This is a genomic window from Streptomyces sp. RKAG337 (assembly GCF_023701715.1).
Taxonomy (GTDB): domain Bacteria; phylum Actinomycetota; class Actinomycetes; order Streptomycetales; family Streptomycetaceae; genus Actinacidiphila.
On the sequence record NZ_JAJOZA010000001.1, the window covers coordinates 3,172,985 to 3,197,510 of the forward strand.

The 24,526-nt window shown below is 71.2% G+C and carries 21 protein-coding genes and 1 pseudogene; 12 read left to right on the forward strand and 10 right to left on the reverse strand.

Features of this window, described 5'->3' with window-relative positions; genetic code table 11:
• The first annotated feature begins 23 nt into the window (after nt 1-23).
• Nucleotides 24-485, forward strand: a complete 462-nt coding sequence (locus tag LNW73_RS13885; RefSeq protein ID WP_138354139.1) for a hypothetical protein — start codon at nt 24-26, stop codon at nt 483-485.
• 16 nt (nt 486-501) lie between these two features.
• Here LNW73_RS13885 and LNW73_RS13890 read toward each other — a convergent pair whose 3' ends face one another.
• The 6 genes from LNW73_RS13890 to LNW73_RS13915 all read right to left on the reverse strand — a co-directional run bounded on the left by LNW73_RS13890 (nt 502) and on the right by LNW73_RS13915 (nt 6,556).
• Nucleotides 502-1,260, reverse strand: coding sequence for a class I SAM-dependent methyltransferase (locus LNW73_RS13890; RefSeq protein WP_250990111.1), 759 nt, complete (start codon nt 1,258-1,260; stop codon nt 502-504).
• Nucleotides 1,261-1,313: 53 nt separating this feature from the next.
• The gene (locus tag LNW73_RS13895; RefSeq protein ID WP_250990112.1) at nt 1,314-1,862 is read right to left on the reverse strand and encodes a hypothetical protein; all 549 of its coding nucleotides are present in this window, start codon (nt 1,860-1,862) and stop codon (nt 1,314-1,316) included.
• A gap of 137 nt (nt 1,863-1,999) precedes the next feature.
• Complete coding sequence (ilvD, locus tag LNW73_RS13900; RefSeq protein WP_250977120.1) at nt 2,000-3,841, reverse strand: dihydroxy-acid dehydratase; 1,842 nt, start codon at nt 3,839-3,841, stop codon at nt 2,000-2,002.
• Nucleotides 3,842-3,991: 150 nt separating this feature from the next.
• Entirely contained in the window at nt 3,992-4,669 is a 678-nt protein-coding gene (locus LNW73_RS13905; RefSeq protein ID WP_250990113.1) for a TetR/AcrR family transcriptional regulator, read from the reverse strand.
• On the reverse strand, nt 4,666-5,478 hold the full coding sequence (locus LNW73_RS13910; RefSeq protein ID WP_250992911.1) for a sugar phosphate isomerase/epimerase family protein: 813 nt from the start codon (nt 5,476-5,478) through the stop codon (nt 4,666-4,668). Before LNW73_RS13910 ends, LNW73_RS13905 begins: the two co-directional genes overlap by 4 nt.
• A 109-nt stretch (nt 5,479-5,587) precedes the next feature.
• On the reverse strand, nt 5,588-6,556 hold the full coding sequence (locus LNW73_RS13915) for a Ppx/GppA phosphatase family protein (protein WP_250990114.1): 969 nt from the start codon (nt 6,554-6,556) through the stop codon (nt 5,588-5,590).
• 101 nt (nt 6,557-6,657) lie between these two features.
• On the opposite strand from LNW73_RS13915, the pseudogene LNW73_RS13920 reads away from it, so the two are divergent.
• Nucleotides 6,658-7,466, forward strand: a pseudogene (locus LNW73_RS13920) (hypothetical protein).
• A gap of 132 nt (nt 7,467-7,598) precedes the next feature.
• Here the strand turns inward: LNW73_RS13920 and LNW73_RS13925 are convergent.
• Nucleotides 7,599-9,296: a BACON domain-containing protein gene (locus tag LNW73_RS13925; protein WP_308407668.1), complete on the reverse strand. Its 1,698-nt coding sequence runs from the start codon at nt 9,294-9,296 to the stop codon at nt 7,599-7,601.
• A 192-nt stretch (nt 9,297-9,488) separates the two neighbouring features.
• On the opposite strand from LNW73_RS13925, the gene radA reads away from it, so the two are divergent.
• Both radA and disA read left to right on the forward strand, forming a co-directional pair.
• Nucleotides 9,489-10,874 (forward strand): DNA repair protein RadA, encoded by a 1,386-nt coding sequence (radA, locus tag LNW73_RS13930; RefSeq protein ID WP_250977115.1) that lies wholly within the window; start codon nt 9,489-9,491, stop codon nt 10,872-10,874.
• A gap of 101 nt (nt 10,875-10,975) precedes the next feature.
• Complete coding sequence (gene disA / locus LNW73_RS13935) at nt 10,976-12,100, forward strand: DNA integrity scanning diadenylate cyclase DisA (RefSeq protein WP_250977114.1); 1,125 nt, start codon at nt 10,976-10,978, stop codon at nt 12,098-12,100.
• Nucleotides 12,101-12,171: 71 nt separating this feature from the next.
• Here the strand turns inward: disA and LNW73_RS13940 are convergent, their stop codons facing one another.
• On the reverse strand, nt 12,172-12,993 hold the full coding sequence (locus LNW73_RS13940; protein WP_250990115.1) for a hypothetical protein: 822 nt from the start codon (nt 12,991-12,993) through the stop codon (nt 12,172-12,174).
• A gap of 131 nt (nt 12,994-13,124) precedes the next feature.
• On the opposite strand from LNW73_RS13940, the gene LNW73_RS13945 reads away from it, so the two are divergent.
• From LNW73_RS13945 to LNW73_RS13965, 5 genes are all read left to right on the forward strand, one after another.
• Nucleotides 13,125-14,021 (forward strand): A/G-specific adenine glycosylase, encoded by an 897-nt coding sequence (locus tag LNW73_RS13945; protein ID WP_250977112.1) that lies wholly within the window; start codon nt 13,125-13,127, stop codon nt 14,019-14,021.
• Nucleotides 14,022-14,199: 178 nt separating this feature from the next.
• Nucleotides 14,200-14,730, forward strand: coding sequence for a SigE family RNA polymerase sigma factor (locus LNW73_RS13950; RefSeq protein WP_138354128.1), 531 nt, complete (start codon nt 14,200-14,202; stop codon nt 14,728-14,730).
• The gene (locus tag LNW73_RS13955) at nt 14,718-15,326 is read left to right on the forward strand and encodes a hypothetical protein (protein ID WP_250977111.1); all 609 of its coding nucleotides are present in this window, start codon (nt 14,718-14,720) and stop codon (nt 15,324-15,326) included. Before LNW73_RS13950 ends, LNW73_RS13955 begins: the two co-directional genes overlap by 13 nt.
• Nucleotides 15,319-16,002: a two-component system response regulator CseB gene (gene cseB, locus LNW73_RS13960; protein WP_138354127.1), complete on the forward strand. Its 684-nt coding sequence runs from the start codon at nt 15,319-15,321 to the stop codon at nt 16,000-16,002. Before LNW73_RS13955 ends, cseB begins: the two co-directional genes overlap by 8 nt.
• Before the next feature lie 6 nt (nt 16,003-16,008).
• Nucleotides 16,009-17,247, forward strand: a complete 1,239-nt coding sequence (locus LNW73_RS13965; RefSeq protein ID WP_250977110.1) for a sensor histidine kinase — start codon at nt 16,009-16,011, stop codon at nt 17,245-17,247.
• A 71-nt stretch (nt 17,248-17,318) separates the two neighbouring features.
• Here the strand turns inward: LNW73_RS13965 and LNW73_RS13970 are convergent, their stop codons facing one another.
• On the reverse strand, nt 17,319-18,905 hold the full coding sequence (locus LNW73_RS13970; RefSeq protein WP_250990116.1) for an MDR family MFS transporter: 1,587 nt from the start codon (nt 18,903-18,905) through the stop codon (nt 17,319-17,321).
• Between the two features lie 178 nt (nt 18,906-19,083).
• Between LNW73_RS13970 and LNW73_RS13975 the strand changes: the two genes are divergently transcribed.
• Nucleotides 19,084-19,659, forward strand: coding sequence for a TetR/AcrR family transcriptional regulator (locus LNW73_RS13975; RefSeq protein WP_250990117.1), 576 nt, complete (start codon nt 19,084-19,086; stop codon nt 19,657-19,659).
• A gap of 39 nt (nt 19,660-19,698) precedes the next feature.
• Here the strand turns inward: LNW73_RS13975 and LNW73_RS13980 are convergent, their stop codons facing one another.
• Nucleotides 19,699-20,403, reverse strand: a complete 705-nt coding sequence (locus LNW73_RS13980) for a M23 family metallopeptidase (protein ID WP_250990118.1) — start codon at nt 20,401-20,403, stop codon at nt 19,699-19,701.
• Nucleotides 20,404-20,883: 480 nt separating this feature from the next.
• On the opposite strand from LNW73_RS13980, the gene LNW73_RS13985 reads away from it, so the two are divergent.
• Both LNW73_RS13985 and LNW73_RS13990 read left to right on the forward strand, forming a co-directional pair.
• A complete protein-coding gene (locus tag LNW73_RS13985) occupies nt 20,884-21,228 on the forward strand; it encodes a trypco2 family protein (protein WP_250977107.1) in 345 nt (114 codons plus the stop codon).
• Between the two features lie 5 nt (nt 21,229-21,233).
• Nucleotides 21,234-24,521: an NACHT domain-containing protein gene (locus LNW73_RS13990; RefSeq protein WP_250990119.1), complete on the forward strand. Its 3,288-nt coding sequence runs from the start codon at nt 21,234-21,236 to the stop codon at nt 24,519-24,521.
• The last annotated feature ends 5 nt before the right edge of the window (nt 24,522-24,526 follow it).

Here is a 24,526-nt window from a genome sequence, read left to right on the forward strand (position 1 = left end):
GGCGGCCGCAGGACCGTGGCGGTATGAGGCGTTCATCCCGCGACATCGATGTGACCAGGTCCGAGAAGCGGCAGCTGGCCGTGGCCTCGGCGACGCTCGGGCCCTGGCGGCCCGCCGCGGCCGTGGGAGCGCTGGGCGGCGGAGTCTCGCTCGCGCTCCATGCCATCGGGGGTGACTTCGGACTCGGCATGGTCGTCAGTGCGCTGTCCGTCGCCCTGATGCTGTTCTTCCTCGTCGGCGGCGCCGGCGCGGTGCTCGGCACCAGCGCCAAGGCCGACCGCCGGATCCGCCGCTGGGCGCGCGCGCATCCCTGGCAGGTGGCGGTGGTGCCGGCCGGGCTGCTCTTCGTCTCCGACTTCGTGATGCGGCAGATCCTGAGCAGCGAGGGCTTCTTCGGCAGCCTGTGGGACGGCCTGTGGCGCGGCGCGATCGTGGCCGCGGTGGTGGGTTCCGTCGGCGCGGTGGCGGCTTCGCGCCGCAGTTGATCCTGGCGGGGGGGGCTCAGGCCCGGAGGGCCACCGTCACATCCGTGACGTACGGCTCGTCGAGCACGCCGTCGGGGAACAGCGCGAGCAGTTCCTCCCGCTCCGCGCGCAGGACCGGCTCCGCTTCCGCACCCAGCACGGCGAGGAACGAGTGGGTGCCGAGGGTCCGGAGCCGGTCGTCCACGGTGATCCGGCGCGACCACCGGACGGAGCGCGTCCCGGTGCGGACCGCGAAGGGCGCGAGCAGGCCGGAGGCGGTGTGCGAGAAGCCCGGCGCCCGGTAGCCGGGGCAGCGTTCGGCGAGCCGCGCCTCCTGGTCGGCGACCCAGCCGTGGCTCAGGTCGGGCACGTTCCACCACAGGGCCAGCGCGCCGTCCCGGCGCAGTACGCGCAGTGCCTCGGGGACCGAACGGGCCGGCTCCGTCCAGTGCCAGGCCTGGGCGTACGTCACGAAGTCGGCGGCCCCGTCCGCGAAGGGCAGCGCGTTGCCGTCGGCCCTGACGAGCGGGACGGCGGGCAGTGCGGCGCGGAGCTGTGCGGCCATGCCGGCGCCGGGCTCCACCGCGGTGACGCGCGCGCCGCGCTCCCGCAGCAGACGGGTCCCGATGCCGGTGCCCGCGCCCACGTCGATGACCGTGGCACCCGTCAGCGAGCGGCCGGCGAGCTCCTCGACGGCGTCGAACAGCGCGGGCGGATAGCTGGGGCGGGCGGCCGCGTACTCGGCGGCGATCGCGTTGAACGACCTGGCCAGTTCGGTGTGCGACGACGACGTCATACGAACTCCCCCAGCTACCGCTGGGCGGTGCCCCCAGATCGGCCGGACATACCCTAGCCGCGCTTGCGCTTCTTGGCTGCGGCGCGGGCGGCCGGGTTGCCGGTGCGGGTGCCGCGGCGGCGGGTGTGCTGTTCGCGGGCGCGCTCGTACTCGGCGCGGTGGAGTTTCTCGCCGGGGGCCTCGATGAGGGCGCGGACGCAGTAGGCGAGCAGGGTGCCGATGAAACCGATCAGCAGAATGCCCTGCGCGGAGCCGGCCGCCGCGTCGGAACCCCGGCCGCCGGGCTCGGGGCGGCGGATGAAGCCCTCCCAGGTCTTGCGGAAGGCCAGCGCGCTGCAGACGGCGAACGCCACGACGACGAGCAGTCCGACGAAGGTGCCGACCTTCGCGATGCTCAGGCCCTGGAAACCGAAGCGGAGCACGAACGCACCGGCAGCGGCGGCGGCCAGCGCGCCGACGGCGACGCCGGCGCGGCGCAGGGCGTAGCCGCCGTCGTGGTGCACCCAGGTCGTGCCGAAGAACCGCAGGGGCTCGGGCTGGGGGCCGTCGGAGGCCGCGGGTTCCGGCTGGTCGTGCGGCTTGGTCTGGGGGTCGTCGTCCACGGTTCGATTATCGCCGAACGACACGGCCTCCGGAGACCACAAAGGGACGTATCGGAAAAACCGCCCCTGACGCACCGCTGCCCCGGCCGGTCGGGATGATCGACTGGTCGGGGCGGCGGAAGGGCTCCTGCTGCGTTCTAGCCTTCGAGCTTGCTGACGTCGCGGACCGCGCCCTTGTCCGCGCTGGTCACCATCGCGGCGTAGGCGCGCAGGGCCGGCGAGACCTTGCGCACGCGGCCCTTGGGGGCGTAGACGCCGCCCAACGCCTCGCGGCGGGCGGCGAGTTCCTCGTCGGGGACGATGAGGTTGACGCCGCGGTTCGGGATGTCGATGCGGATCAGGTCGCCGTCCTCGACGAGGGCGATGGTGCCGCCGGACGCCGCTTCCGGGGAGCAGTGGCCGATCGACAGCCCCGAGGTGCCGCCGGAGAAGCGGCCGTCGGTGATGAGCGCGCAGGCCTTGCCCAGACCGCGGCCCTTGAGGAACGAGGTCGGGTAGAGCATCTCCTGCATACCGGGGCCGCCCTTGGGGCCCTCGTAGCGGATGACGACGACGTCGCCCTCCTTGACGCGCTTGGTGAGGATCGCGTCGACGGCGGCCTCCTGGGACTCCACCACGACGGCGGGGCCCTCGAAGGTCCAGATCGACTCGTCGACACCGGCGGTCTTCACGACGCAGCCGTCCACGGCGAGGTTGCCGTACAGGATCGCCAGGCCGCCCTCGGTGGAGTAGGCGTGCGCGGCGTCCCGGATGCAGCCGTTGGCGGCGTCCGTGTCGAGGGTGTCCCAGCGCTCGGACTGCGAGAAGGCGGACGCGGAGCGGACGCAGCCGGGGGCGGCGTGGAAGAGCTCGACGGCCTCGGGCGACGGGGAGCCGCCGCGGATGTCCCAGCTCTTGAGCCAGTCGGCGAGCGAGGGCGAGTGCACGGTGTGCACGTCCTCGTTCAGCAGACCCGCGCGGTACAGCTCGCCGAGGATGGCGGGGATGCCGCCGGCCCGGTGCACGTCCTCCATGTAGTAGTCGCCGTTGGGCGCGACCTTCGACAGGCAGGGCAGCCGGCGCGACAGCGCGTCGATGTCCGCCATGTCGAAGTCGACCTCGGCCTCCTGCGCGGCGGCCATCAGGTGCAGGATCGTGTTGGTCGAGCCGCCCATGGCGATGTCGAGCGCCACGGCGTTCTCGAAGGCGGCGCGGGTCGCGATGTTGCGCGGCAGGACGGTCTCGTCGTTCTGCTCGTAGTAGCGCTTGGTGATGTCGACGATCGTGCGGCCGGCGTCCTGGTACAGCGCCTTGCGGGAGGTGTGGGTGGCCAGCACCGAACCGTTGCCGGGCAGCGCCAGACCGATCGCCTCGGCGAGGCAGTTCATCGAGTTGGCGGTGAACATGCCGGAACACGAGCCACAGGTCGGGCAGGCGTTCTCCTCGATGCGGAGGATGTCCTCGTCCGAGACGTTCTCGTTGACCGCGTCGGAGATCGCGTTGACCAGGTCGAGCTTGCGGACGGTGCCGTCGACGAGGGTGGCCTTGCCGGCCTCCATCGGACCGCCGGAGACGAAGACGACCGGGATGTTGAGGCGCAGGGCGGCCATCAGCATGCCGGGCGTGATCTTGTCGCAGTTCGAGATGCAGATCAGCGCGTCCGCGCAGTGCGCCTCGACCATGTACTCGACGGAGTCGGCGATCAGGTCGCGCGAGGGCAGCGAGTAGAGCATGCCGCCGTGGCCCATCGCGATGCCGTCGTCGACCGCGATGGTGTTGAACTCACGCGGAACGGCGCCCGCCGCCAGGATCGCCTCGGAGACGATCCGGCCGACCGGCTGAAGATGGGTGTGACCCGGTACGAACTCGGTGAAGCTGTTGGCGACCGCGATGATCGGCTTGCCGATGTCGGCGCTGGCCACACCGGAAGCGCGCATCAGAGCGCGGGCCCCCGCCATGTTCCTGCCGTGGGTGACCGTTCGTGACCTCAGATCGGGCACGGTAGCTCCACTCCCTCAAGTTCGTCCTCGGATCCTTCCGACACTACGCCGAGGTTCCACGCTCTGGACAGCCTGTCCGGAATGCGGGACGAACGGGTCATATCCCGGTCACGGTGCGGCCGTGGCACGGCCAGGCCCCGCCACCTCCGGTCACGCCTCGGTCAGGTAGCGCTGCAGCGTAGGCGCCACCAGCGCGACGATGTCCTCGACATCGGCCGAGGCCAGCGGCTCCACCTTGATCACGTAGCGCAGGATCGCGATCCCGACCATCTGCGAGGCTGCCAGCTCGGCCCGCAGCTTCGGCTCCGGCACCCGCAGGTCCTCCGCGATGCGCTCCAGCAGCATGCGCAGCAGGAACCCGCGCAGTACGGCCGCCGCCGTCTCGTGCGTCAGCGCGGACCGGACCACGGCCAGCAGCGGACCGCGCGTCGCCGGGTTCTCCCAGACGCCGAGGAAGTAGCGGGCGAGCCGCTCACCGATGCCGTCGGGGCCCGGCCCCACCACGTCGGGCACCTGCAGCGCGGGCTCGAAGGACGTCTCGATCGCCGCCGCGAAGACCTGCTCCTTGGTGCCGAAATAATGGTGCACCAGCGCCGGGTCCACCCCCGCCGCCTTCGCGATCGAACGGACCGACGTCTTGTCGTAGCCGCGCGCGGAGAACTCGGCGCGGGCGGCGGACAGGATGCGGTCCCGCGAGTCGGTCGCCCCGGCCCGCGTCCCGCTGGGACGCCCACGCCGACGCGGCTCGCCCTTCGGTGCGGCCTGCGATCCGGCTTCGGAGGCGTGGTCCGGCCCGGCCGGCGGGTCGCCCTTCGCGCGGGACGTCACGCGCCGGGGACCCTGGCCGCCGTGGCCAGGTGGAGCCGGGTGAAGGCCAGCGCCTCGGCGAGATCGGCCTCACGTTCGGCGGCGGACATCGCCCGCCGTGTGTTGACCTCGACGACCACATGACCGGTGAACCCGCTCAGCGCGAGCCGTTCCAGCAGCTCCGCGCAGGGCTGGCCGCCACGGCCCGGCACCAGGTGCTCGTCCTTGGCCGAGCCGTTGCCGTCGGCGAGATGGACGTGCGCGAGCCGGTCACCCATCCGGTTGACCATGTCCAGGGCCGCGCTGCGGGACGTGGAGGCATGCGACAGGTCCACGGTGAAGTGCCGGTAGTCGTCCTTGGTGACGTCCCAGTCGGGCGCGTACGCGAGCATCTCGCGGTCGCGGTACCGCCACGGGTACATGTTCTCGACGGCGAAGCGGACATCGGTCTCGTCCGCCATCCGCCAGATGCCCCGGACGAAATCGCGCGCGTAGTTGCGCTGCCACCGGAAGGGCGGATGCACGACGACGGTCGACGCGCCCAGCGTCTCGGCCGCCGCGCGCGCCCGCTGGAGCTTGATCCAGGGGTCGGTGGACCACACCCGCTGGGTGATCAGCAGGCACGGCGCGTGCACGGCGAGGATCGGGACGTGGTGATAGTCCGAGAGCCGGCGCAGCGCCTCTATGTCCTGGCTGACCGGATCGGTCCACACCATGACCTCGACGCCGTCGTAGCCGAGCCGGGCCGCGATCTCGAAGGCCGTCGCCGTGGATTCCGGATAGACGGAGGCCGTGGACAGCGCGACCTTCGCGTCCGGCACCCGGACCACATGTCCGGGCGCGGGAACGCCGTACGCCTGCCGGTCCGCGTACGCCTTATGGTCCGCTCGTTCAGCCACGGGAGACAGCGTACGGCGACGGGTCAGCCGAACGGCACTCTCATCTGCGCCGACGTGACACGGTCAACATGGATCCGCGCTCATTCCCCATAAGGTCGAGTTTGCGGAGAATCACCCCTTCACGCAGCGCCCACGGACAGATCTCCAGCTCCGCGACCCCGAAGAGGTCCATCGCCGCCTCCGCCACCAGCGCCCCCGCCAGCAGCTGGCCCGCGCGGCCCTCGGAGACCCCCGGCAGCTGTGCGCGCTCGGCCCGGCGCATGGTCGTCAGCCGGGGCACCCACTCCTCCAGCGACCTGCGGGTCAGCGACCGCTGGGTGTACACGCCGTCGGCGCTGCGGGCGGCGCCCGCGATCCGTGCGAGCTGCTTGAACGTCTTCGACGTGCCCACCGTGTGGTCGGGGCGGCCGAGCCGGGAGAACTCCGCGACCGTGCGGGCGATCTCGGCTCGCACATGCTTGCGCAGCGCGCGCACGTCATCCGTGGCGGGCGGGTCGCCGGGCAGCCAGGTGCTGGTCAGCCGGCCCGCGCCGAGCGGCAGCGAGACCGCCGCGTCCGGGTCCTCGTCCATGCCGTAGCCGACTTCGAGGGAGCCGCCGCCGATGTCCAGAACCAGCAGCCGGCCCGCCGACCAGCCGAACCAGCGGCGCACCGCGAGGAACGTCAGCCGGGCCTCGTCCTCGCCGGACAGCACCGTGAGCGTCACACCGGTCTCGGCGGCGACCCGGGCGAGCACCGCCTCGCCGTTGGCCGCCTCCCGGACCGCCGAGGTGGCGAACGCCAGCACGTCCTCGGCGCCCTTGTCCTCCGCGACCCGCAGCGCCTGCGAGAGGGTCGCCACCAGCCGGTCGACGCCCTCCGGGCTGATCGCACCCCGGTCGTCGAGCAGTTCCGCCAACCGCAGATCCGCCTTGTGGGAGTAGGCGGGCAGCGGGCGCGCGCCCGGGTGCGCGTCCATCACCAGTAGGTGAACGGTGTTGGAACCCACGTCGAGCACTCCGAGTCGCATGGGACAGACGCTAGCGCCCATCCGCGCCGCACATGGTGCGGGGGGCGCCACAGACGTTGTCGGGGCTCCCGGCGATCTACCCTGGCGGCGTGGCGAAGAACGTGGCAAAGAAGCTCAAGCAGTCCAAAAAGTCCCAGCAGCGGTCCGTGCCCGACGAGGTCGGTCCGGACTTCGCCCGCGCCTGGGTCGAGTTCCCCGACCCGGCCGACGACGAACAGCTGTTCCGTTGCGACCTCACCTGGCTCACCTCCCGCTGGACCTGCATCTTCGGCCAGGGCTGCCAGGGCATCGTCGCCGGCCGGGCCGCCGACGGATGCTGCTCGCTGGGCGCGCACTTCTCCGACGAGGAGGACGAGCAGCGCGTCGCCGGCCACGCCGCCCGGCTCACACCCGAGACCTGGCAGTTCCACGACCTCGGCACCAAGAAGGACGGCGCCTGGGCCATGGTCAACGAGGACGGTGAACGCCAGACCCGCGTCGTCGACGGCGCCTGCATCTTCAGCAACCGGGCCGGCTTCGCCGGCGGGCAGGGCTGCGCACTGCACGCCCTCGCGCTGCGGGAGGGCAAGGAACCGCTGGAGACCAAGCCGGACGTGTGCTGGCAGCTGCCGATCCGGCGTACCTACGACTGGGTGGACCGGCCGGACGAGACGCGGGTGCTGGTCGTCTCGATCGCGGAGTACGACCGGAGGGGGTGGGGGCCGGGGGGCATGACCTGCATTGGTGGTGCACGAGTGCTACGTCGGCGCATGGGGCGGGGGATCCGGTGTACGTGTCGTACCGGCCGGAGCTGACGGAGTTGATGGGGGTGGCGGGGTACGGGCGGTTGGTGGAGCTGTGTGAGGAGCGGCTGGCTTCGTTGCTGCCGATGGCTCCGCATCCGGCGGACCCCGTGACCGGGGGGGCGTGAACGGGCGCTTCGTTGTGGGTGCGGGGGCCGGGTCCTCCGGGGTGGGGCTTCGAAATCGACTATTTACGGGCCTGGCGGCCCACAAATAGCTCGGCAGCATTTCGAAACCCCACCCCTGCGGCCCCGGCCCCCTCACGTCACCACCGCGCCGGTTCCGGATTGCCTGTGGTCCTGCCGCTCAGCTCGTTGCCGGCGCCGAGGACGTCTCGCTCGGGGTCGGGGTCGGGGTGGGCTCCTGCGTTGTCGTCGTGGGGGTTGGGGTGGGGGTCTGTGTGTGGCTTGGGGTTGGTGTTGGGGGCTGGGTGTGGGTGGGGGTGTGGGGTTGCCTCGGACCGTGACCACCGCTCCGGAGGGGTTCAGGACGATGCGGGCGGTCCAGGGGGCTGCAGGTTCGGTGGAGTGGTCGACCGTGACGGTGAGGGTGGTCGACTCGCCGGGGCGTAGGTCTCCGGAGGTGGCGCTCAGGGTCAGCCAGTAGGCGGGGGTGGAGGCGGTCCAGTGGACGGGGGCGTCGCCGGTGGCCGTGAGGGTGATGACCGTGGTGCCGCCGTGGGATCCGGCGGTGACGGTGAGGTGGCCGGGGGCGCCTGGGGTGGGGGTGCCGGGTGGGGTGGACGGTGGGGCGGAGGTGTCGACGCTGACCGTTGTTCCCGGCGTTCGGGGGGTCGCCGGGTGGCGGGCGTCGTTGGAGCCGGTGCTGCCTGCCTTCTCGTACGGGTGGCCGTCGATGCCGTCGGCCCCGTCCCGTTCGCTGGCGGAGATGCCGCCGCCCGGCTGGTCGGTGCCGATCGGCGCGCCCCGGTAGGCGGCCCAGAGGGCGAGTACCGGGGCCGCGACGACGGCGGCGACGACCGTGGTGGTGACGGCGCGGTGCCGCAGCTGGGCCCGGCGGGCCGCGCGGTCCTTGTGGTCCAGGGGGAAGCCGCGCCGGTCGAAGCGCGGGGTGCCCTCGCGGCTGCGGCCGGCGCCGTCGCGCATGGAGTGCATGAGGGCGGCGTACGCGGCGGACCGTGGTGCTTCGAGCATGGTGAGCACGGCGGTCGCCGCGGTGGTCGCGGCGCCGGGCCAGGGGCCTCCGACGACGGCCCGCTCGGCGGTGAGCCGGCACTCCGGGCAGTCGTCGACATGGCGGACGAGTTCCCGGCGCAGGGCCGTGCCGAGCAGCACCTGGGTGTCGCCGGCCAGCCGCGCGACGGCCGCGCAGGTGCCGACCTCGACGACGGCGAGCGCGGCGCGGGTGCGTTCGACCTCGCAGGCGGCGCGGGCGAGGAGCGCGCGGGCCGCGTCCGCCTCGATGCCGAGGACGTGGCCGACCTCGTGCGGCGGGAGCTGGTGGCGGACCGCGAGTTCGAGGGCCTCACGCTGCTCGGGGGTGGTGCCGGCGGCCTCCGGCCAGGCGAGGGCGGCGAGCTGGCCACGGCGCTCGGTGGCGACCGCCTCCGACATGCGGGGCAGATCGGGCCGGCCGGCCGCGAGGCGGCGGCGGCAGGACCAGCGGGCGAGGGCGTAGAGCCAGGGGCGGCGCAGCCCGGCGTCGCGGAGCCGGCCGCGCTGCCGTTCGGCGAGGGCCAGCACCTCGCCGAGCGCGGCCGCGGCCGCGTCGTGCTCGCAGAGGACGGCGAGGCAGTAGGTGAACAGCCCGTCCAGATAGGGCTCGTAGTGGGCCGGGGGCTGCATCGGCAGCGTGCCGTGCGGGCGCCGGTCCTTGCGGTCGCGCTGTTCCGGACGCGGTTCGGGGCGCGTCCGGGACGCCGTCGCCCGGTGCTTGCGGTGCGTACCGGTGCGAGGGCCGGTAGCGGCGTCCTGGGGGTGGGTCTCCTGCCTGCTCATCACCTGGCGACGGTAGGGCGGCGGGAGCACAAGTCTCAGGCGTCCCCGTGAGCGTTAACCCGTATGGGTGGTGATGCCGCTCAAAAGGGGACACCCCGTTAACTCGTACGAGTGCCCAGGGGAATGCGAGTGCGGGCGCTGTCGCGGTCCACCGGGAACGCGTTGTCGGACCCTGCCACTACGGTGAACCCCATGCCTCCCCGCAAGACCGCTACGAAGGACCGACCGTCCTACCGCTGCACCGAGTGCGGCTGGACCACCGTGAAGTGGCTCGGCCGCTGCGGGGAGTGCCAGGCCTGGGGCACCGTCGAGGAGTTCGGCGGCGCGCCCGCCGTCAGGACCACCGCGGCAGGACGGGTGACGACGGCGGCCAAGCCGATCGGCCAGGTGGACGTCAGCCAGGCGACGGCCCGCTCGACGGGCGTGCCCGAGCTGGACCGGGTGCTCGGCGGCGGGCTGGTGCCCGGCGCGGTCGTGCTGGTCGCGGGCGAGCCGGGCGTCGGCAAGTCGACGCTGCTGCTGGACGTGGCGGCGAAGGCGGCGACCGCCCAGGGCCCGACGCTCTACATCACCGCCGAGGAGTCGGCGTCCCAGGTCCGGCTGCGCGCCGACCGGATCGGCGCGCTCTCCGACCATCTGTACCTGGCGGCCGAGACGGACCTGTCGGCGGTCCTGGGCCATCTGGACGACATCAAACCGGCGCTGCTGATCCTGGACTCGGTGCAGACCGTGGCGTCCCCGGAGATCGACGGCGCGCCCGGCGGCATGGCGCAGGTCCGCGAGGTCGCGGGCGCGCTGATCCGGGCCTCCAAGGAGCGCGGTATGTCGACGCTCCTGGTCGGCCATGTCACCAAGGACGGTGCCATCGCGGGCCCCCGTCTGCTGGAGCACCTGGTGGACGTGGTGCTGAGCTTCGAGGGCGACCGACACGCCCGGCTGCGGCTGATCCGCGGCGTCAAGAACCGGTACGGAGCAACGGACGAGGTCGGCTGCTTCGAACTGCACGACGAGGGCATCACGGGACTGGCCGATCCCTCCGGGCTCTTCCTGACCCGCCGCGACGAACCGGTTCCCGGCACGTGTCTGACGGTCACGCTGGAGGGCAAGCGCCCGCTGGTGGTCGAGGTCCAGGGACTCACCGTCGACACCCAGATCCCGTCCCCGCGCCGCACGACCTCGGGTCTGGAGACGTCCCGGGTCTCGATGATGCTCGCCGTGCTGGAACAGCGCGGCCGGATTCAGGCGATCGGAAAGCGCGACATCTACACGGCGACGGTGGGCGGTGTGAAGCTCACCGAACCCGCCGCGGACCTGGCCGTGGCGCTCGCGCTGGCCAGCGCGGCGATCGACACACCGCTGCCCAAGAACCTGGTCGCGATCGGCGAGGTCGGCCTCGCGGGCGAGGTCAGACGGGTCACGGGGGTGCAGCGCCGGCTGTCCGAGGCGGCCCGGCTGGGGTTCACCCATGCCCTGGTACCGCCGGATCCCGGGAAAATCCCGCCGGGCATGAAAGTGGTCGAGGTGGCCGACATAGGAGACGCCCTGCGGGTGCTCCCGAAGCGCGGCTCACGGGCCTAGAGAGGGTCCGAACAGCGGTCGCTGGCCCATTGCGGAGCGAACGTCAGTAAACTTTGCCCTGGTCTCGCCCTTTGGGCATCCGTAGCGACCGGAGGATTGCAGTGGCAGCCAACGACCGGGCAGCAGCTCCCGGCAAGTCCGGCGGGAGTTCCGCTGCTGATGCCCTGATGCGCGCCTCGCTCAGCGCGGTCGCTCCCGGCACCGGCCTGCGTGACGGACTCGAACGCATTCTGCGGGGCAATACGGGCGGTCTGCTCGTCCTCGGCATGGACAAGACCGTCGAGTCGCTCTGTACCGGCGGCTTCGTCCTCGACGTCGAATTCACCGCGACCCGGCTGCGCGAACTGTGCAAGCTCGACGGCGCGCTGATCCTCGACAAGGACCTCACGAAGATCCTGCGGGCCGGTGTGCAGCTGGTCCCCGACTCCAACATCCCGACCGAGGAGACCGGCACCCGGCACCGCACCGCGGACCGGGTGAGCAAGCAGGTCAACTTCCCGGTCGTCTCGGTCAGCCAGTCGATGCGGCTGATCGCCCTGTACGTCGACGGGCAGCGCCGGGTCCTGGAGGACTCCGCCGCGATCCTGTCGCGGGCGAACCAGGCGCTGGCCACTCTGGAGCGCTACAAGCTGCGCCTGGACGAGGTGGCGGGCACGCTCTCCGCGCTGGAGATCGAGGACCTGGTCACCGTCCGGGACGTCAGCGCGGTCTCGCAGCGGCTGGAGATGGTCCGCCGGATCGCCACCGAGATCGCCGAGTACGTGGTCGAGCTCGGCACCGACGGCCGGCTGCTGACACTGCAGCTGGACGAGCTGATCGCGGGCGTCGAGCCGGAGCGCGAGCTGGTCGTCAGGGACTACGTGCCGGAGCCGACCGCGAAGCGGAACCGGACCGTGCCGGAGGCGCTCGTCGAACTGGACGCGCTGCCGCACGCCGAGCTCCTCGAACTCACCACCGTCGCCCGCGCCCTGGGCTACACCGGATCCCCCGAGACGCTGGACTCCGCGGTCTCGCCGCGCGGCCACCGGCTGCTGGCGAAGGTGCCGCGGCTGCCGAACACGGTCATCGAGCGGCTGGTCGAGCACTTCGGCGGCCTGCAGAAGCTGCTCGCCGCGAGCGTCGACGACCTGCAGACGGTGGACGGGGTCGGGGAGGCGCGGGCGCGTTCGGTGCGGGAGGGCCTGTCCCGGCTGGCGGAGTCGTCGATCCTGGAGCGGTACGTGTAGGTCTCCGGCCAGGTTCTGAGCTGGGTGAGGGGGCGGGGCCGCGGGCCCCGCCCCCTCATGCGTGCTTCTTCCTAGTCGGCCTTCAGGACGAACGACACCTGCTTCGGTGTGAAGCCCTGGAGCCTTGCCTCGACGAGATAGGTCGTGCCGACGGCTGCCTGCTGGCCCTTGGGGGTGGCGCAGTCGGGGGAGCTGGTCTGGCGGTTCCACTCGATCGTGTACGTCGTCGAGTTGTGCGCCGGAACCTGCAGCAGGTAGGCGCCGCGGCCGGCCGGGCAGTCGTCGGTGGCCCATACGTGCTTGTTGCCGGTGGTGTTGGTGATGGTGACGATGGCCGCCATCGAACCGAAGTCGAGTTTGCAGGCCGTCGCGGCGGAGTTGGCCGCGGTCAGCTCGAACTTCGGCTTCTGGCCGGGCGCATAGAAGTTCTGCGTGCTGCGCAGCGTCAACTGGACGTCGGAGACGGCGCAGTCGGCGAGCGTCGAGCCGGCCGGGAGCTGGCCGCTGGAGCCGCCGGAGGCCGCTCCGCCCGAGGAGGCGCCGTTCGAACCGCCGCCGGACACACCGGAGTCGGTGCCGCCGGAGGGCGAGCCGGAGGAGCCGCCGGACGAAGTGCCGTCGGAGGAACCGCCGCTGCCGCTGCCCCCGCTGGTGTCCCGGCCGCCCGGGCGGCCGGGGAGGTGCGGTCCGCTGGGGGTGGGGCCGGGCGTGATGGAGGTCGCCGGGGTGTGACCGTCGGGTCCCTTCGCGCCGGTGCCGCCGCTGGAGCCGCCGGAGTTGACCACCCACACGGCCAGCACGGCGAGCAGTGCGACCAGGCAGAGCACAACAGCCCGCCGTCGCCAGTAGATGGACGACGGAAGAGGTCCGATCGGATTGCGCACAGAGCCCACACGCGAACTCTAGGGGAGATCGGCCGCGCACCGTCGCAACACCCGCCGCACCGGGCGCGGTCTTTCCCGATCATCACGTTTTCCCGCGCGAGCGGTCACTGTCAGTGGCATGTGCGAGGATCGACGACGCTATGAGCACAGACACCCGCGCCACCGCCCACCACGATCTGCACGCACCCGTCATCGACTGGTTCGACGAGCATGCCCGGGACCTTCCGTGGCGCCGCCCGGAGGCCGGTGCGTGGGGCGTGATGGTCAGCGAGTTCATGCTGCAGCAGACCCCGGTCAGCCGCGTCCTGCCGGTGTACGAGCAGTGGCTGGCGCGCTGGCCGCGGCCCGCCGACCTCGCCACGGAGCCCGCGGGCGAGGCCGTCCGCGCCTGGGGGCGGCTCGGCTATCCGCGCCGCGCGCTGCGGCTGCACGCGGCGGCGACCGCGATAGCGCTGAGCCATGGCGGTGAAGTCCCGCGCGACCACGCCAAGTTGCTGGCCCTGCCCGGGGTCGGCGAGTACACCGCGGCCGCCATCGGCTCGTTCGCGTACGGGCAGCGGCACTCCGTTCTGGACACCAACGTCCGCCGGGTCTTCGCCCGCGCCGTCACCGGCGTCCAGTACCCGCCGACCGCGACGACCGCCGCGGAGCGCCGTACCGCGCTGGCCCTGCTGCCCGACGACAAGGGGACGGCGGCCCGCTGGGCGGCGGCGACGATGGAGCTGGGCGCGCTGGTGTGCACCGCGCGCGGGCCCGAGTGCGTCCGCTGTCCGATCGCGGCGAGCTGCGCCTGGCGGCTGGCCGGCTCCCCCGCGCACACCGGCCCGCCGCGCCGCGGCCAGACGTACGCGGGCACCGACCGCCAGGTACGCGGAAAGCTGCTGGCCGTGCTGCGGGACGCCGTCGATCCCGTGCCGCAGTCCGCGCTCGACGCGGTGTGGGAGGAGCCGGTGCAGCGGGCCCGCGCGCTGGACGGCCTGGTCGCGGACGGTCTGGTCGAGCCGCTGGCCGACGGGGTCTACCGACTGCCGGTTTAAACCCCTTCGGGACGTTGGTCCTGAGGCTGTTACATAACCGACGGCTTCCTGTGAGTCCTCTGTGCGCCCACGGTGGCAAAAGCCCAACATCCCCTCCGTAGCGTCGTCCTCGTCGGAACGGTTGGCACCTCAGCGCAACAGTCGACAGGGCGGGACAGCACGGGACGGAGGGCGACCCATGGCGGCGAACGGCACGGTTCTGGAGTTCGAGGAGTACGTGAGGACCCGGCAGGACGCACTGCTGCGGAGCGCACGGCGGCTCGTCCCCGACCCGATCGACGCCCAGGACCTCGTCCAGACCGCGCTGGTGCGCACCTACCCGCGCTGGGACGGCATCGCCGACAAGACGCTCGCGGACGCCTACATGCGCCGCGTCATGATCAACACGCGGACCGAGTGGTGGCGGAACCGCAAGCTCGACGAGATCCCCACCCAGGAGCTGCCGGACGCCAGCGTCGACGACGGCGCCGACCAGCGCGCCGACCGCGAGATGCTCCGCGACGCACTGCAGGTCCTCGCGCCCAAGCAGCGCCAGGTCGTGATGCTGCGCCACTACGGCCAGCTGTCCACGGAGGAGACCGCCCGCGCACTGGGCATGTCGACGGGTACGGTGAAGAGCACCCTGCACCGGGCACTGGCCCGGCTGCGCCATGAGCTGGAGCACGGCCGCTACGGCTACTCACGGATGGAGGGCGTGTGCGCCGCCTAGCAGCGCTGACCGCGGTCGCAGTGGCTCTGTGCCTGCTGACCGCGCTTGCAGGCTGCAGGACCGGCACCGGGGCACGCCGTGAGGGCCCCGCACCGCTCCAGACGCTGAAGGCGGAGCCCAGCCCGGCGCCGTCCATCGCCGGTGACCCGGCGGCGCTGGCGAAACTGGTGAAGAAGGACACGCGGAACGTCAGCCAGGAGGTGCGCGAGGATCTCGCGCCCTGTGCCGGTGACGAGTACCCGGTGGACACCTCGTCCGGCGATCTGACCAGCGGCGAAGGACCCGATCTGATCGTGAACGTCGCCACCTGCGGCGACGGCATGGGGATCGCGAGTTATGTGTACCGGATGATCGACGGGCAGTATCAGAACGTCTTCGCCGATGAGCAGCCGCCGGTCTACGGCAGTGCGGACAACGGCAAGCTGGAGATCATCCGTCAGGTGTACAAAGGCGACGACCAGGTCTGCTGCCCCACCGGGCAGGAGGCCCTGACGTACGTCTGGAAGGACACCAGGTTCGTCCAGGTGGAGCGCACGTACACCGACTACGGGGACGCGCTCCCCACCCCCAAGCCGGAAAAGAAATCGAATGGCTGAAACACACGTCCTGTTCGTCGAGGACGACGACGTCATCCGCGAGGCGACCACGCTCGCGCTGGAGCGCGACGGCTTCAAGGTGACGGCGGTCGCCGACGGACTGGCCGGGCTGGAGGCGTTCCGCGCCGAGCAGCCCGATCTCGCGCTGCTCGATGTGATGGTGCCGGGCCTGGACGGCGTCAGCCTGTGCCGGCGGATCCGGGACGAGTCGACCGTGCCGGTGATCATGCTGTCCGCGCGCGCCGACTCCATCGACATCGTGCTCGGCCTGGAGGCCGGCGCCGACGACTATGTGACGAAGCCCTTCGACGGGGCGGTGCTGGTCGCCCGGATCCGGGCGGTCCTGCGCCGTTTCGGCCACGCCTCCTCCGGTGACGAACCGGCGGAGGCTGCCCTGCTGTCCTTCGGCGACATCGAGATCGACCCCGAGGGCCTCGAGGTGACCCGCGGCGGCGAGCGGCTCGCCCTGACCCCCACCGAGATGCGGCTGCTGCTGGAGTTCTCCGCTGCGCCCGGCGCCGTGCTCTCCCGTGACCGGCTGCTGGAGCGGGTCTGGGACTATGAGTGGGGTGGCGACACCCGGGTCGTGGACGTCCACGTCCAGCGGCTGCGCGTCAAGATCGGCCAGGACCGGATCGAGACGGTGCGCGGCTTCGGTTACAAGCTCAGGGCCTGACAGACGATGCCGTTGTTCCCCCGCTCCAGTCTGCGCTGGAAGCTCAGTGCCGCCATCGCCTTCGTCTCGGTGCTCGTCGCCGTGGCGCTGAGCCTCGTGGTGCACAACGCCGCCCGCGTCAGCATGATCGACAACTCCCGTGACGTACAGGACGAGCGGGTGCAGTCCGCCCTGCGGATCTACGAGGTCACCGGCAAGAAGGTCTTCTCCGCCCAGCTCGACGACCCGGCGCTGCCCAAGCCGCTGAAGGAGTTCGCGGCCAGGGGCGAACGGGCGACGTACGTCCAGGACAGTGGCGGCGCGCCGATCGTGTGGGCCGAGACGCCGACCAACGACGGCCGCATCCTGTCGCTGCGCACCACCTTCAAGGACCGCTACTCGGTCCTCGTCGACCTCGACCAGGCCCTGATCGTCGGCTCGCTCGCGGTGGTGGTGGGCGGCACCGCGCTCGGTGTGCTGATCGGCGGCCAGATGTCCCGCCGGCTGCGCAAGGCCGCCGTCGCGGCCCGCAAGGTGGCCGACGGCAATCCCGAGGTGCGGGTGCGCGACGCGATCGGCGGCCGGGTCCGCGACGAGACCGACGAGCTGGCGTCCGCCGTCGACGCGATGGCCGACGCGCTGCAGGACCGGCTGGAGGCCGAGCGCCGGGTCACCGCCGACATCGCCCATGAGCTGCGCACCCCGGTGACGGGCCTGGTCACCGCTGCCGAGCTGCTGCCGCCCGGCCGCCCCGCCGAGCTGGTGCGGAACCGAGCCCAGGCGCTGCGCACCCTGGTCGAGGACGTGCTGGAGGTGGCCCGGCTGGACGGGGCCGCGGAGCAGGCCGATCTGCAGGAGGTCGCCCTGGGCGACTTCGTGCGCAGGCGGGTGCTGGCGCTCGATCCCGATGCCGTGGTGACCGTGATCGAGGACGCGGTCGTGCACACCGATCCGCGCCGGCTGGAGCGCATCCTCGGCAATCTGCTGGCCAACGCCGCCCGGCACGGCAAGCCGCGGACCGAGGTGAGCATCAACGGGCCGTTCCTGCGGATCCGCGACCACGGTCCCGGCTTCCCCGACGACCTGCTGCGCGAGGGCCCCAGCCGCTTCCGTACCGGCAGCTCCGACCGGGCGGGCGGCGACCACGGCCTCGGCCTCACCATCGCCACCGGCCAGGCCCGGGTACTGCGCGCCCGGCTCACGTTCCGCAACGCTCCCGCCTCCGACGGCGGCGGCGCGGTCGCGCAGCTGCTGCTGCCCAGGTAGAGGTGCCCGTACGACGACGGCCCCCGGCAGGAGATGCCGGGGGCCGTCGTCGTCGGTGCGCTGCGCGGGGGTCAGATCGCCTCGACCGGGTGCAGCGTCTCGAGGGCCTCGTCCTTGTCGGCCTTGTCGCCGTCGCCGGGGGCCTGCGGAGCACCGCGCAGCGGGATCTCCTTGACGAACCAGGCCGCCACGAAGCCGACGATGCTGATCACCGCGCCCCACAGGAAGACGGTGTGCGTGCCGTTGGAGACCGCGTGCAGATAGGCGTCCCGCACCTCCGCCGGCAGGTGGGCGATGCGCGCGGGGTCGAGCTGCGCGCCGCCGCCGATCGCCTTGCTGCCCGCGGCGCCACCGAGCTCCGTCATCGTGTTCTGCACGTGGTGGGTGAAGAGCGCCCCGAAGAGCGAGACACCGAACGAGCCGCCGATGGTGCGGAAGAGCGTCGCGGACGAGCTGCCGACGCCGATGTCCTTCATCTCGACGCTGTTCTGCGCGACGAGCATGGTGATCTGCATCAGGAAGCCCATGCCCGCGCCGAGCACGGCCATGTAGACGCCGGACATGAAGCGGGTGGTCCCGGTGTCCATGGTGGACAGCAGGTACAGCCCGACGGTGATCAGGCCGCCGCCGATGATCGGGAAGATCTTGTAGCGGCCGCTCTGGGTGGTGACCCGGCCGGCGATCAGCGAGACCACCATCATCGCCAGCAGCATCGGCAGGAGCAGCAGGCCGGAGTTGGTGGCCGAGGCGCCCTGGACGGTCTGCTGGTAGAGCGGCAGGAACGTCATCGCGCCGAACATCACGAAACCGACCAGGAAGCCGATCAGGGAGATCAGCGAGAAGTTGCGGTTGCGGAAGATGTGCAGCGGCATGACGGGCTCTTTGGCGCGGGTCTCGGCCCAGATGAAGGCCGCGATCGCGACCACGCCGAGGACGAGGAGCCCGATGATCTGCGCCGAGGCCCAGCCGTACTGGGTGCCGCCCCAGGTGGTGAGGAGCACCAGCGCGGTGATGCCGACGGTGAGCAGTCCGGCGCCGAGGTAGTCGATACGGGCCTGGACGCGCTTCTTCGGCAGGTGCAGCACGATGTAGATCATCGCGAGCGCCACCGCCCCGAGCGGCAGGTTGATGTAGAAGCTCCAGCGCCAGCCCCAGTTGTCGGTGATGGTGCCGCCGACGAGCGGTCCGCCGATCATCGCCAGCGCCATGACGCCGGCCATCATGCCCTGGTACTTGCCACGTTCCCGTGGCGGTATCAGGTCACCGATGATCGCCATCACGCCGACGATCAGACCGCCGGCGCCGAGGCCCTGGATCGCGCGGAAGGCGATCAGCTGGTCCATCGACTGGGAGAGGCCGGAGAGCGCGGAACCGGCCAGGAAGAGCACGATCGACGTCATGAAGATGCCCTTGCGACCGTACATGTCGCCGAGCTTTCCCCAGATGGGCGTCGAGGCGGCGGTCGCGAGCGTGTACGCGGTGACCACCCAGGAGAGGTGGTTGAGGCCGCCGAGCTCCCCTACGATCGTCGGCATCGCGGTACCGATGATCATGTTGTCGAGCATCGCGAGCAACATCGCGATCATGAGCCCGAGCAGAACCACACGCACACTGCGCTGAGGAGCCGCTTCGGGTGGCGTTTCTGCGGTCTGGGACATGACCGGTGCCTCCCCTGGATGGGGCGGCCCGCTCGCGCTTTTGGTACTTACTTGCCGCCCGGCTAGTTCGCTACGATACTGAAGGTAAGGCGCAGCTAGCCGGTCGTCAAGTAAGTACATTACGTTTGACCAAAGCCATACCGGCCATTCGGGCGGTCAACGCAGGAGAGCGGTAGCCATGGGCACTTCGCAGGCACGTCGCGGTGACACCCGCCACCGCATCCAGGACGTCGCGCTCGAACTCTTCGCCGAGCAGGGGTACGAGAAGACCTCGCTGCGCGAGATCGCCGAGCACCTCGAGGTGACCAAGGCCGCGCTCTACTACCACTTCAAGACCAAGGAAGACATCCTCACCAGCATCGTCGAGGACATCGGCCGGCCGGTCGACGAGCTGATCGCCTGGGCCGAGGCGCAGCCGCGCACCCTGGAGAACAAGCAGGAGATGCTGCGCCGCTACAGCGCCGCCCTGTGGGGCGCCTCCGCGCTCTTCCGCTTCATCCAGGAGAACCAGGCCACGGTCCGCGAGCTGAGCATCGGCGAGCAGTTCAAGAGCAAGATGCTCGCGCTGAACGGCCTGCTGAAGGAGCCCGAGTTCTCGATGGCGAGCCAGGTCCGCTGCATCACCGCGCTCTTCGCGATGCACGCCGGGATGTTCGCCGTGCAGAACATCGAGGGCGACCCCGAGGAGAAGCGCGAAGCCATCCTCGAGGTCGCCCTCGATCTCATCGCCCAGGCTCACCGGAACCTGGACTGATCACCGCTGATGCGGGTGTGGGTCACCTGACGGTGTGGGTCACATGTTGACGCCGTGCTTGTGCAGGAACGACAGCGGCTCCATGCCCGAGCCGTAGACCGGCGTGGTGCGGGCCTCGAAGTGCAGGTGCGGGCCGGTCGAGTTCCCGGTGCTGCCGGACTTGCCGATCTCCTGGCTGGTGCTCACCGTCTGGCCGACCGAGACCTCGATCTTCGACAGGTGGCCGTACTGCGTGTACGTGCCGTTCCCGTGCTTGATCACGATGTTGTTGCCGTAGGCACCGCCCCAGCCGGCGTCGACGACGGTGCCGCCGTGCACGGCCCTGACCTGGGTACCGGTCGGCACCACGAAGTCCTGCCCGGAGTGCTTGTGCGACCAGTGCGAGCCGGCCTGCGCGAAGGACGCGCCGATCGTGTAGCTCGTCACGGGCTTCACCCAGGCGTTCTGGCGCGCGCTGCGGTCCGCGGCGGACTTCACGGCCGCCCGCTTCTTGGCGTCGGCCTTCGCGGCCGCGGCCTTCGCGCTCGCCGCAGCGGCCTTCTTCTGTCCGTCGGCCTGCGTCTTCACCGCGTCCGCGATGCTGTTCGCCGACGCGGTCCCGAAGAGACCCGCGTCCTGCGAGTCGGCGGCCATGGCCGCCGTAGAGCCCAGCGCGAGTGCCACGCACACGCCGCCCGCCACCACGGCCGCACGACCACGCATGACGGACTTCGGGGCGTGGTTCTTCGTCGAGTTCTTAAGCATGCAGGGTTACCTCACTGAATGGGGGGTATGAAGCAAGAGCGACTGTGGGCCGCTCCGGCCATTCAGTGGTAACGCGCTTCGCTGTGCCCGCACAAGGTGCGCTACTACTAACTCCGGCCGTAGCGAAAGCAAGGACGAAACGCCTCTTGCCACGCCGGTTCCGGCTACTGGTGAAGCCCCTCGCACCTCTCCCGACCAGCCAAAACAAGGGATCAGCAGCGTTCTGCGCACGGTTCCGGCGCCCGGTGCGGAACGGCCTTCCGCGCCCTGGAAGCATCGACTATTCCGCCTAGTAAGCTCGGAATGGCGCGTGTGCCATGTCACCACGCAATAAGATCCAATCGCTTTCCCGCGGGACCTTGCGCCATTCACCCGGGCCGAAAGTCCTGTGACCCCCGCCACTCAATTCCCCGGAAAGCATGGCGGCGCCCGCCCCGGCTGCCCTACCGTTGCCCCATCGACAGGGCGGGGGCGCACACGATGGCGGCGGACGAGTACCTGAACGACATCGAGCTGGCGGATGCGGTCGAGGCGGTCCGTGCGGGCCTGGCCACCGCTGCCGCGCGCGGCACCGGGAAGGCCGTCCGCTTCGAGGTCGGCGACATCCACATGGAGTTCACCGTCGAGATCCGCCGCGACGTGACCGGCAAGGGCGGCGTCAAGGCCTGGGTCGTGGACGCCGGCGTGGAGGGCACCCGCTCCCGGGGCCGCACCCACACGGTCTCCTTCACCCTCAAGCCGAAGAACGCCGCCACCGGCGGCCATCTCGACATCCATATGGACGACGAGGGCGACAGCAGCCACTTCACCGACGCCGGCAGCTGACCGCCGTGGCCGCCGGGCCAGGGGGCGACGGGGCAGGGGCCGACGGCCCCCGGCGGAACCGGATCGCGGCGGTCTTCTCGGGCGGCCGGCAGGGCAGCGGCTATCTGCTGAGCCCCCGGGTGGCGCTGACCGCCGCCCACGTCATCGGTGACGGCACGGACGTCCGGATCGCCGTACCCGGCGGCCCGGGCGAAGTGCGGTGCCGCGTCGTGTGGCGGCCGCACGAGATCGAGCGCGAGATCGACGTCGCCCTCATCGAGGCCCCCGTCGACCTGATCCCGGCCACCGCGCCGATCCGGCTGGGAATGGTGGGCTCCCTCTCCCCGGTCCGGGACTGCCAGGCGATCGGTTTCCCGTACGTCCAGCGCGGCGGCCCGGAAGGGAAGTCCCTCGACAGCGAGCAGGTGACCGGCACCCTCAAACCCGGCTCCGGGCTGCTCAAGCGCTGGTACGTACTGGACAGCGACCACACCCCGCCCTCCGTACGGCAGGACGGCGGATCGGCGTGGGCCGGGATGTCCGGCGCGGCCGTCTTCTCGGACGATCTGCTGATGGCGGTGGTCTGCGGTGATCCCTACGGCTGGCCGGGCAGCCGGCTCGTCACCGTCCCCGTGGCCGAGCTCGTGCGAAACCCGGGGTTCATGGGCGCGCTCGATGCCACCGGCTGCGGCTACACCTTCATCACCCGGCCGGCCGACCCCGACGCGGCGTTCACGTCCCCCTACGCGGCGTACGTCGCCAGGCGGTACTCCACCCTCACCATCTTCGGGATCGACCTCAGCGACCGCTCCCGGGCCGTCTGGCCGCTCGACGCGGCCTACCTCAGCCTGGAGGTCACCGAGCCGGACCGCGGCGCACCGGGGAGCCCGCTGCCGGGCGGCGGGGGCTCGGTGCGCGCGGAGCAGACCTTCGCCGGACGCGAGCGCGTCCTGCTGCGTGGTCTCGCCGGATCCGGGAAGACCACGCTGGTGCAGTGGCTCGCGGTCTCCGCCGCCCTGGAGGAGCCGGACGCCGGAAAGCACCATCTGCGGGACCGCGTCCCCTTCGTCCTGCCGCTGCGCACCCTCATCCGCCACGGCGAGCTGCCGCTCCCCGCCGACTTCCTCCGCTCCGCGAACGTCCCGCTGACCGCGCCGGACGGCTGGACCGAGCGGATCCTCCAGGCGGGCCGGGGTCTGCTGCTCGTCGACGGGCTGGACGAGATCGGCGAGCGGGAACGCGACCGCGTCCGCGACTGGCTGCGAAATCTGCTGATCGCCTTCCCCGGCAACCTGTGGCTCGTCACCTCGCGCCCTTCCGCCGTCTCGGACGCGTGGCTGGCGGGCGAGGGCTTCGCGGAACTGGTGCTCTCCCCCATGGGCCGTGACGACGTCGGCGCGTTCATCACCCGCTGGCACGACGCCGCCCGCGCGACGGACGCCGACGCCGAGGAGACCGCCAGGACCGACGGCTACCAGCGCTCCCTGCTCGACGCCGTCCGCACCCAGCAGGACCTCGCCCGCCTCGCCACCAACCCCCTGATGTGCGGACTGATCTGCGCCCTGCACCGCGACCGCCGCGGCTATCTGCCGCACAGCCGCAAGCAGCTGTACGACGCCGCGATGTCCATGCTCCTGGGCCGCCGCGACCGTGAACGCGACATCGACGTCCAGCTCACCGAGGAACCCCAGATCCAGCTCCTCCAGAAGCTCGCCTACTGGATGATCCGCAACGGCCAGGTCGAGATGGACCAGACCGACGCGGTGGACCGCATCGCGGCCGCGCTCCCGGCGATGCCCGCGGTGGCCGCGACGGGTGACGCGACGCAGGTCTTCCACCGTCTGCTGCTCCGCAGCGGACTGCTGCGCGTGCCCGCGGAAGGCACCGTCGACTTCATCCACCGCACCTTCCAGGACTACCTGGGCGCCAAGGCGGCGGTGGAGGAGCGCGACTTCGCGTTCCTCGTCCGCAACGCCCACGACGACCAGTGGGAGGACGTCCTGCGCATGGCGGTGGCCCACGCCCGCCCGGACGAGCGCGCCCGGCTCCTCAACCAGCTCCTCGCGCGGGGCGACCGCACCAAGAGCCACCGCTCACGGCTCCATCTGCTGGCGATGGCCTGCCTGGAGCAGGCGGTGGAACTGGACGCGGTCGTCCGGAGCGCGGTGGAGGAGCGGGCGGCGGCCCTCATTCCGCCGTGCTCGGACGAGGAGGCGGACGCGCTGGCCGCGGTCGGCCCCGTCGTCCTGGAACTGCTGCCAGGACCCGCCGGCCTCTCGGTGCACGAGGCGGCGGCGGTGGTCCGCACCGCCGGGAGACTCGGCACGGATCCGGCCATGGCCTTCATCAGCAGGTTCACCCGGGACGAACGGTCGCAGGTGCAATTCAGCATTGTCGAGGCGTGGGACCACTTCCCCGTCGACGCCTATGCGGAACAGGTACTCCAGCACTCGGTTCTCAACTCATGGGTAACCATCGACAGCGCGGCCAAACTCCGGGCCCTGCCTTCGCTGGCCCACGCCAGGCTCCTCTGGTGTGTGGGAGCGCTGCCTCCCGAAGAGCTATTGCCGCCGTCCCGAAGCGTGAATCTGCAACGCCTCAACATCAAGGACAATCCGCTCCTGGACAGCCTCGGGCGGGTTTCAGCCGCTCCTGAACTGGAGCTGTTCGGTATCGACAACTGTCCGGCCGTCACCGACCTCGAGGATCTGCGGAACAACACGTCCCTCAGGCACCTGAACCTCTGCGCCGCGCCGCATCCTCTGGATCTCGGGCCGCTGGAGAGCATGGGGGCATTACGCGGGCTGGGACTCTCCACGAAAGTGGACTGGTCCAATTTCCATCACGCGCCGGAGCTGTCCCAGCTGACCAGTCTTTGGCTGGGCCCGAACGCGAGCGTCCGCAGCCTTCTCGGAATCGGGAAATGGCGAAACCTGGACACCATGGCGATCGACCATCCGGACACGGTGGACGATTTATCGGATCTCGCCCTGCTTCCGCATCTCAGGCTATTGGAGCTGCGTCATGTCAGGCACCACATCACCGAGGCTCTGGTAACCATGCCGACCGTGCAAACGCTGGAGCTCCTCGACCCGTCACCGGTCGTTGATCTGCTGTCGTTGGTACGCCTCCTGCCCAGCCTGACGACTCTGCGGTTCGGTTACTCCGCCACGTCGGCCGACAGGACACTCGACCTCACCGCACTCCGCGGCGTCGAGGGAATCCGTCTCACCGTGGAGAACGCGGCCCGGGTGATCGGCGCCGAATTGTTCCCCCGGGACCGGTTGCACATCACCCCGCACCGGTGGAACTGATCCGC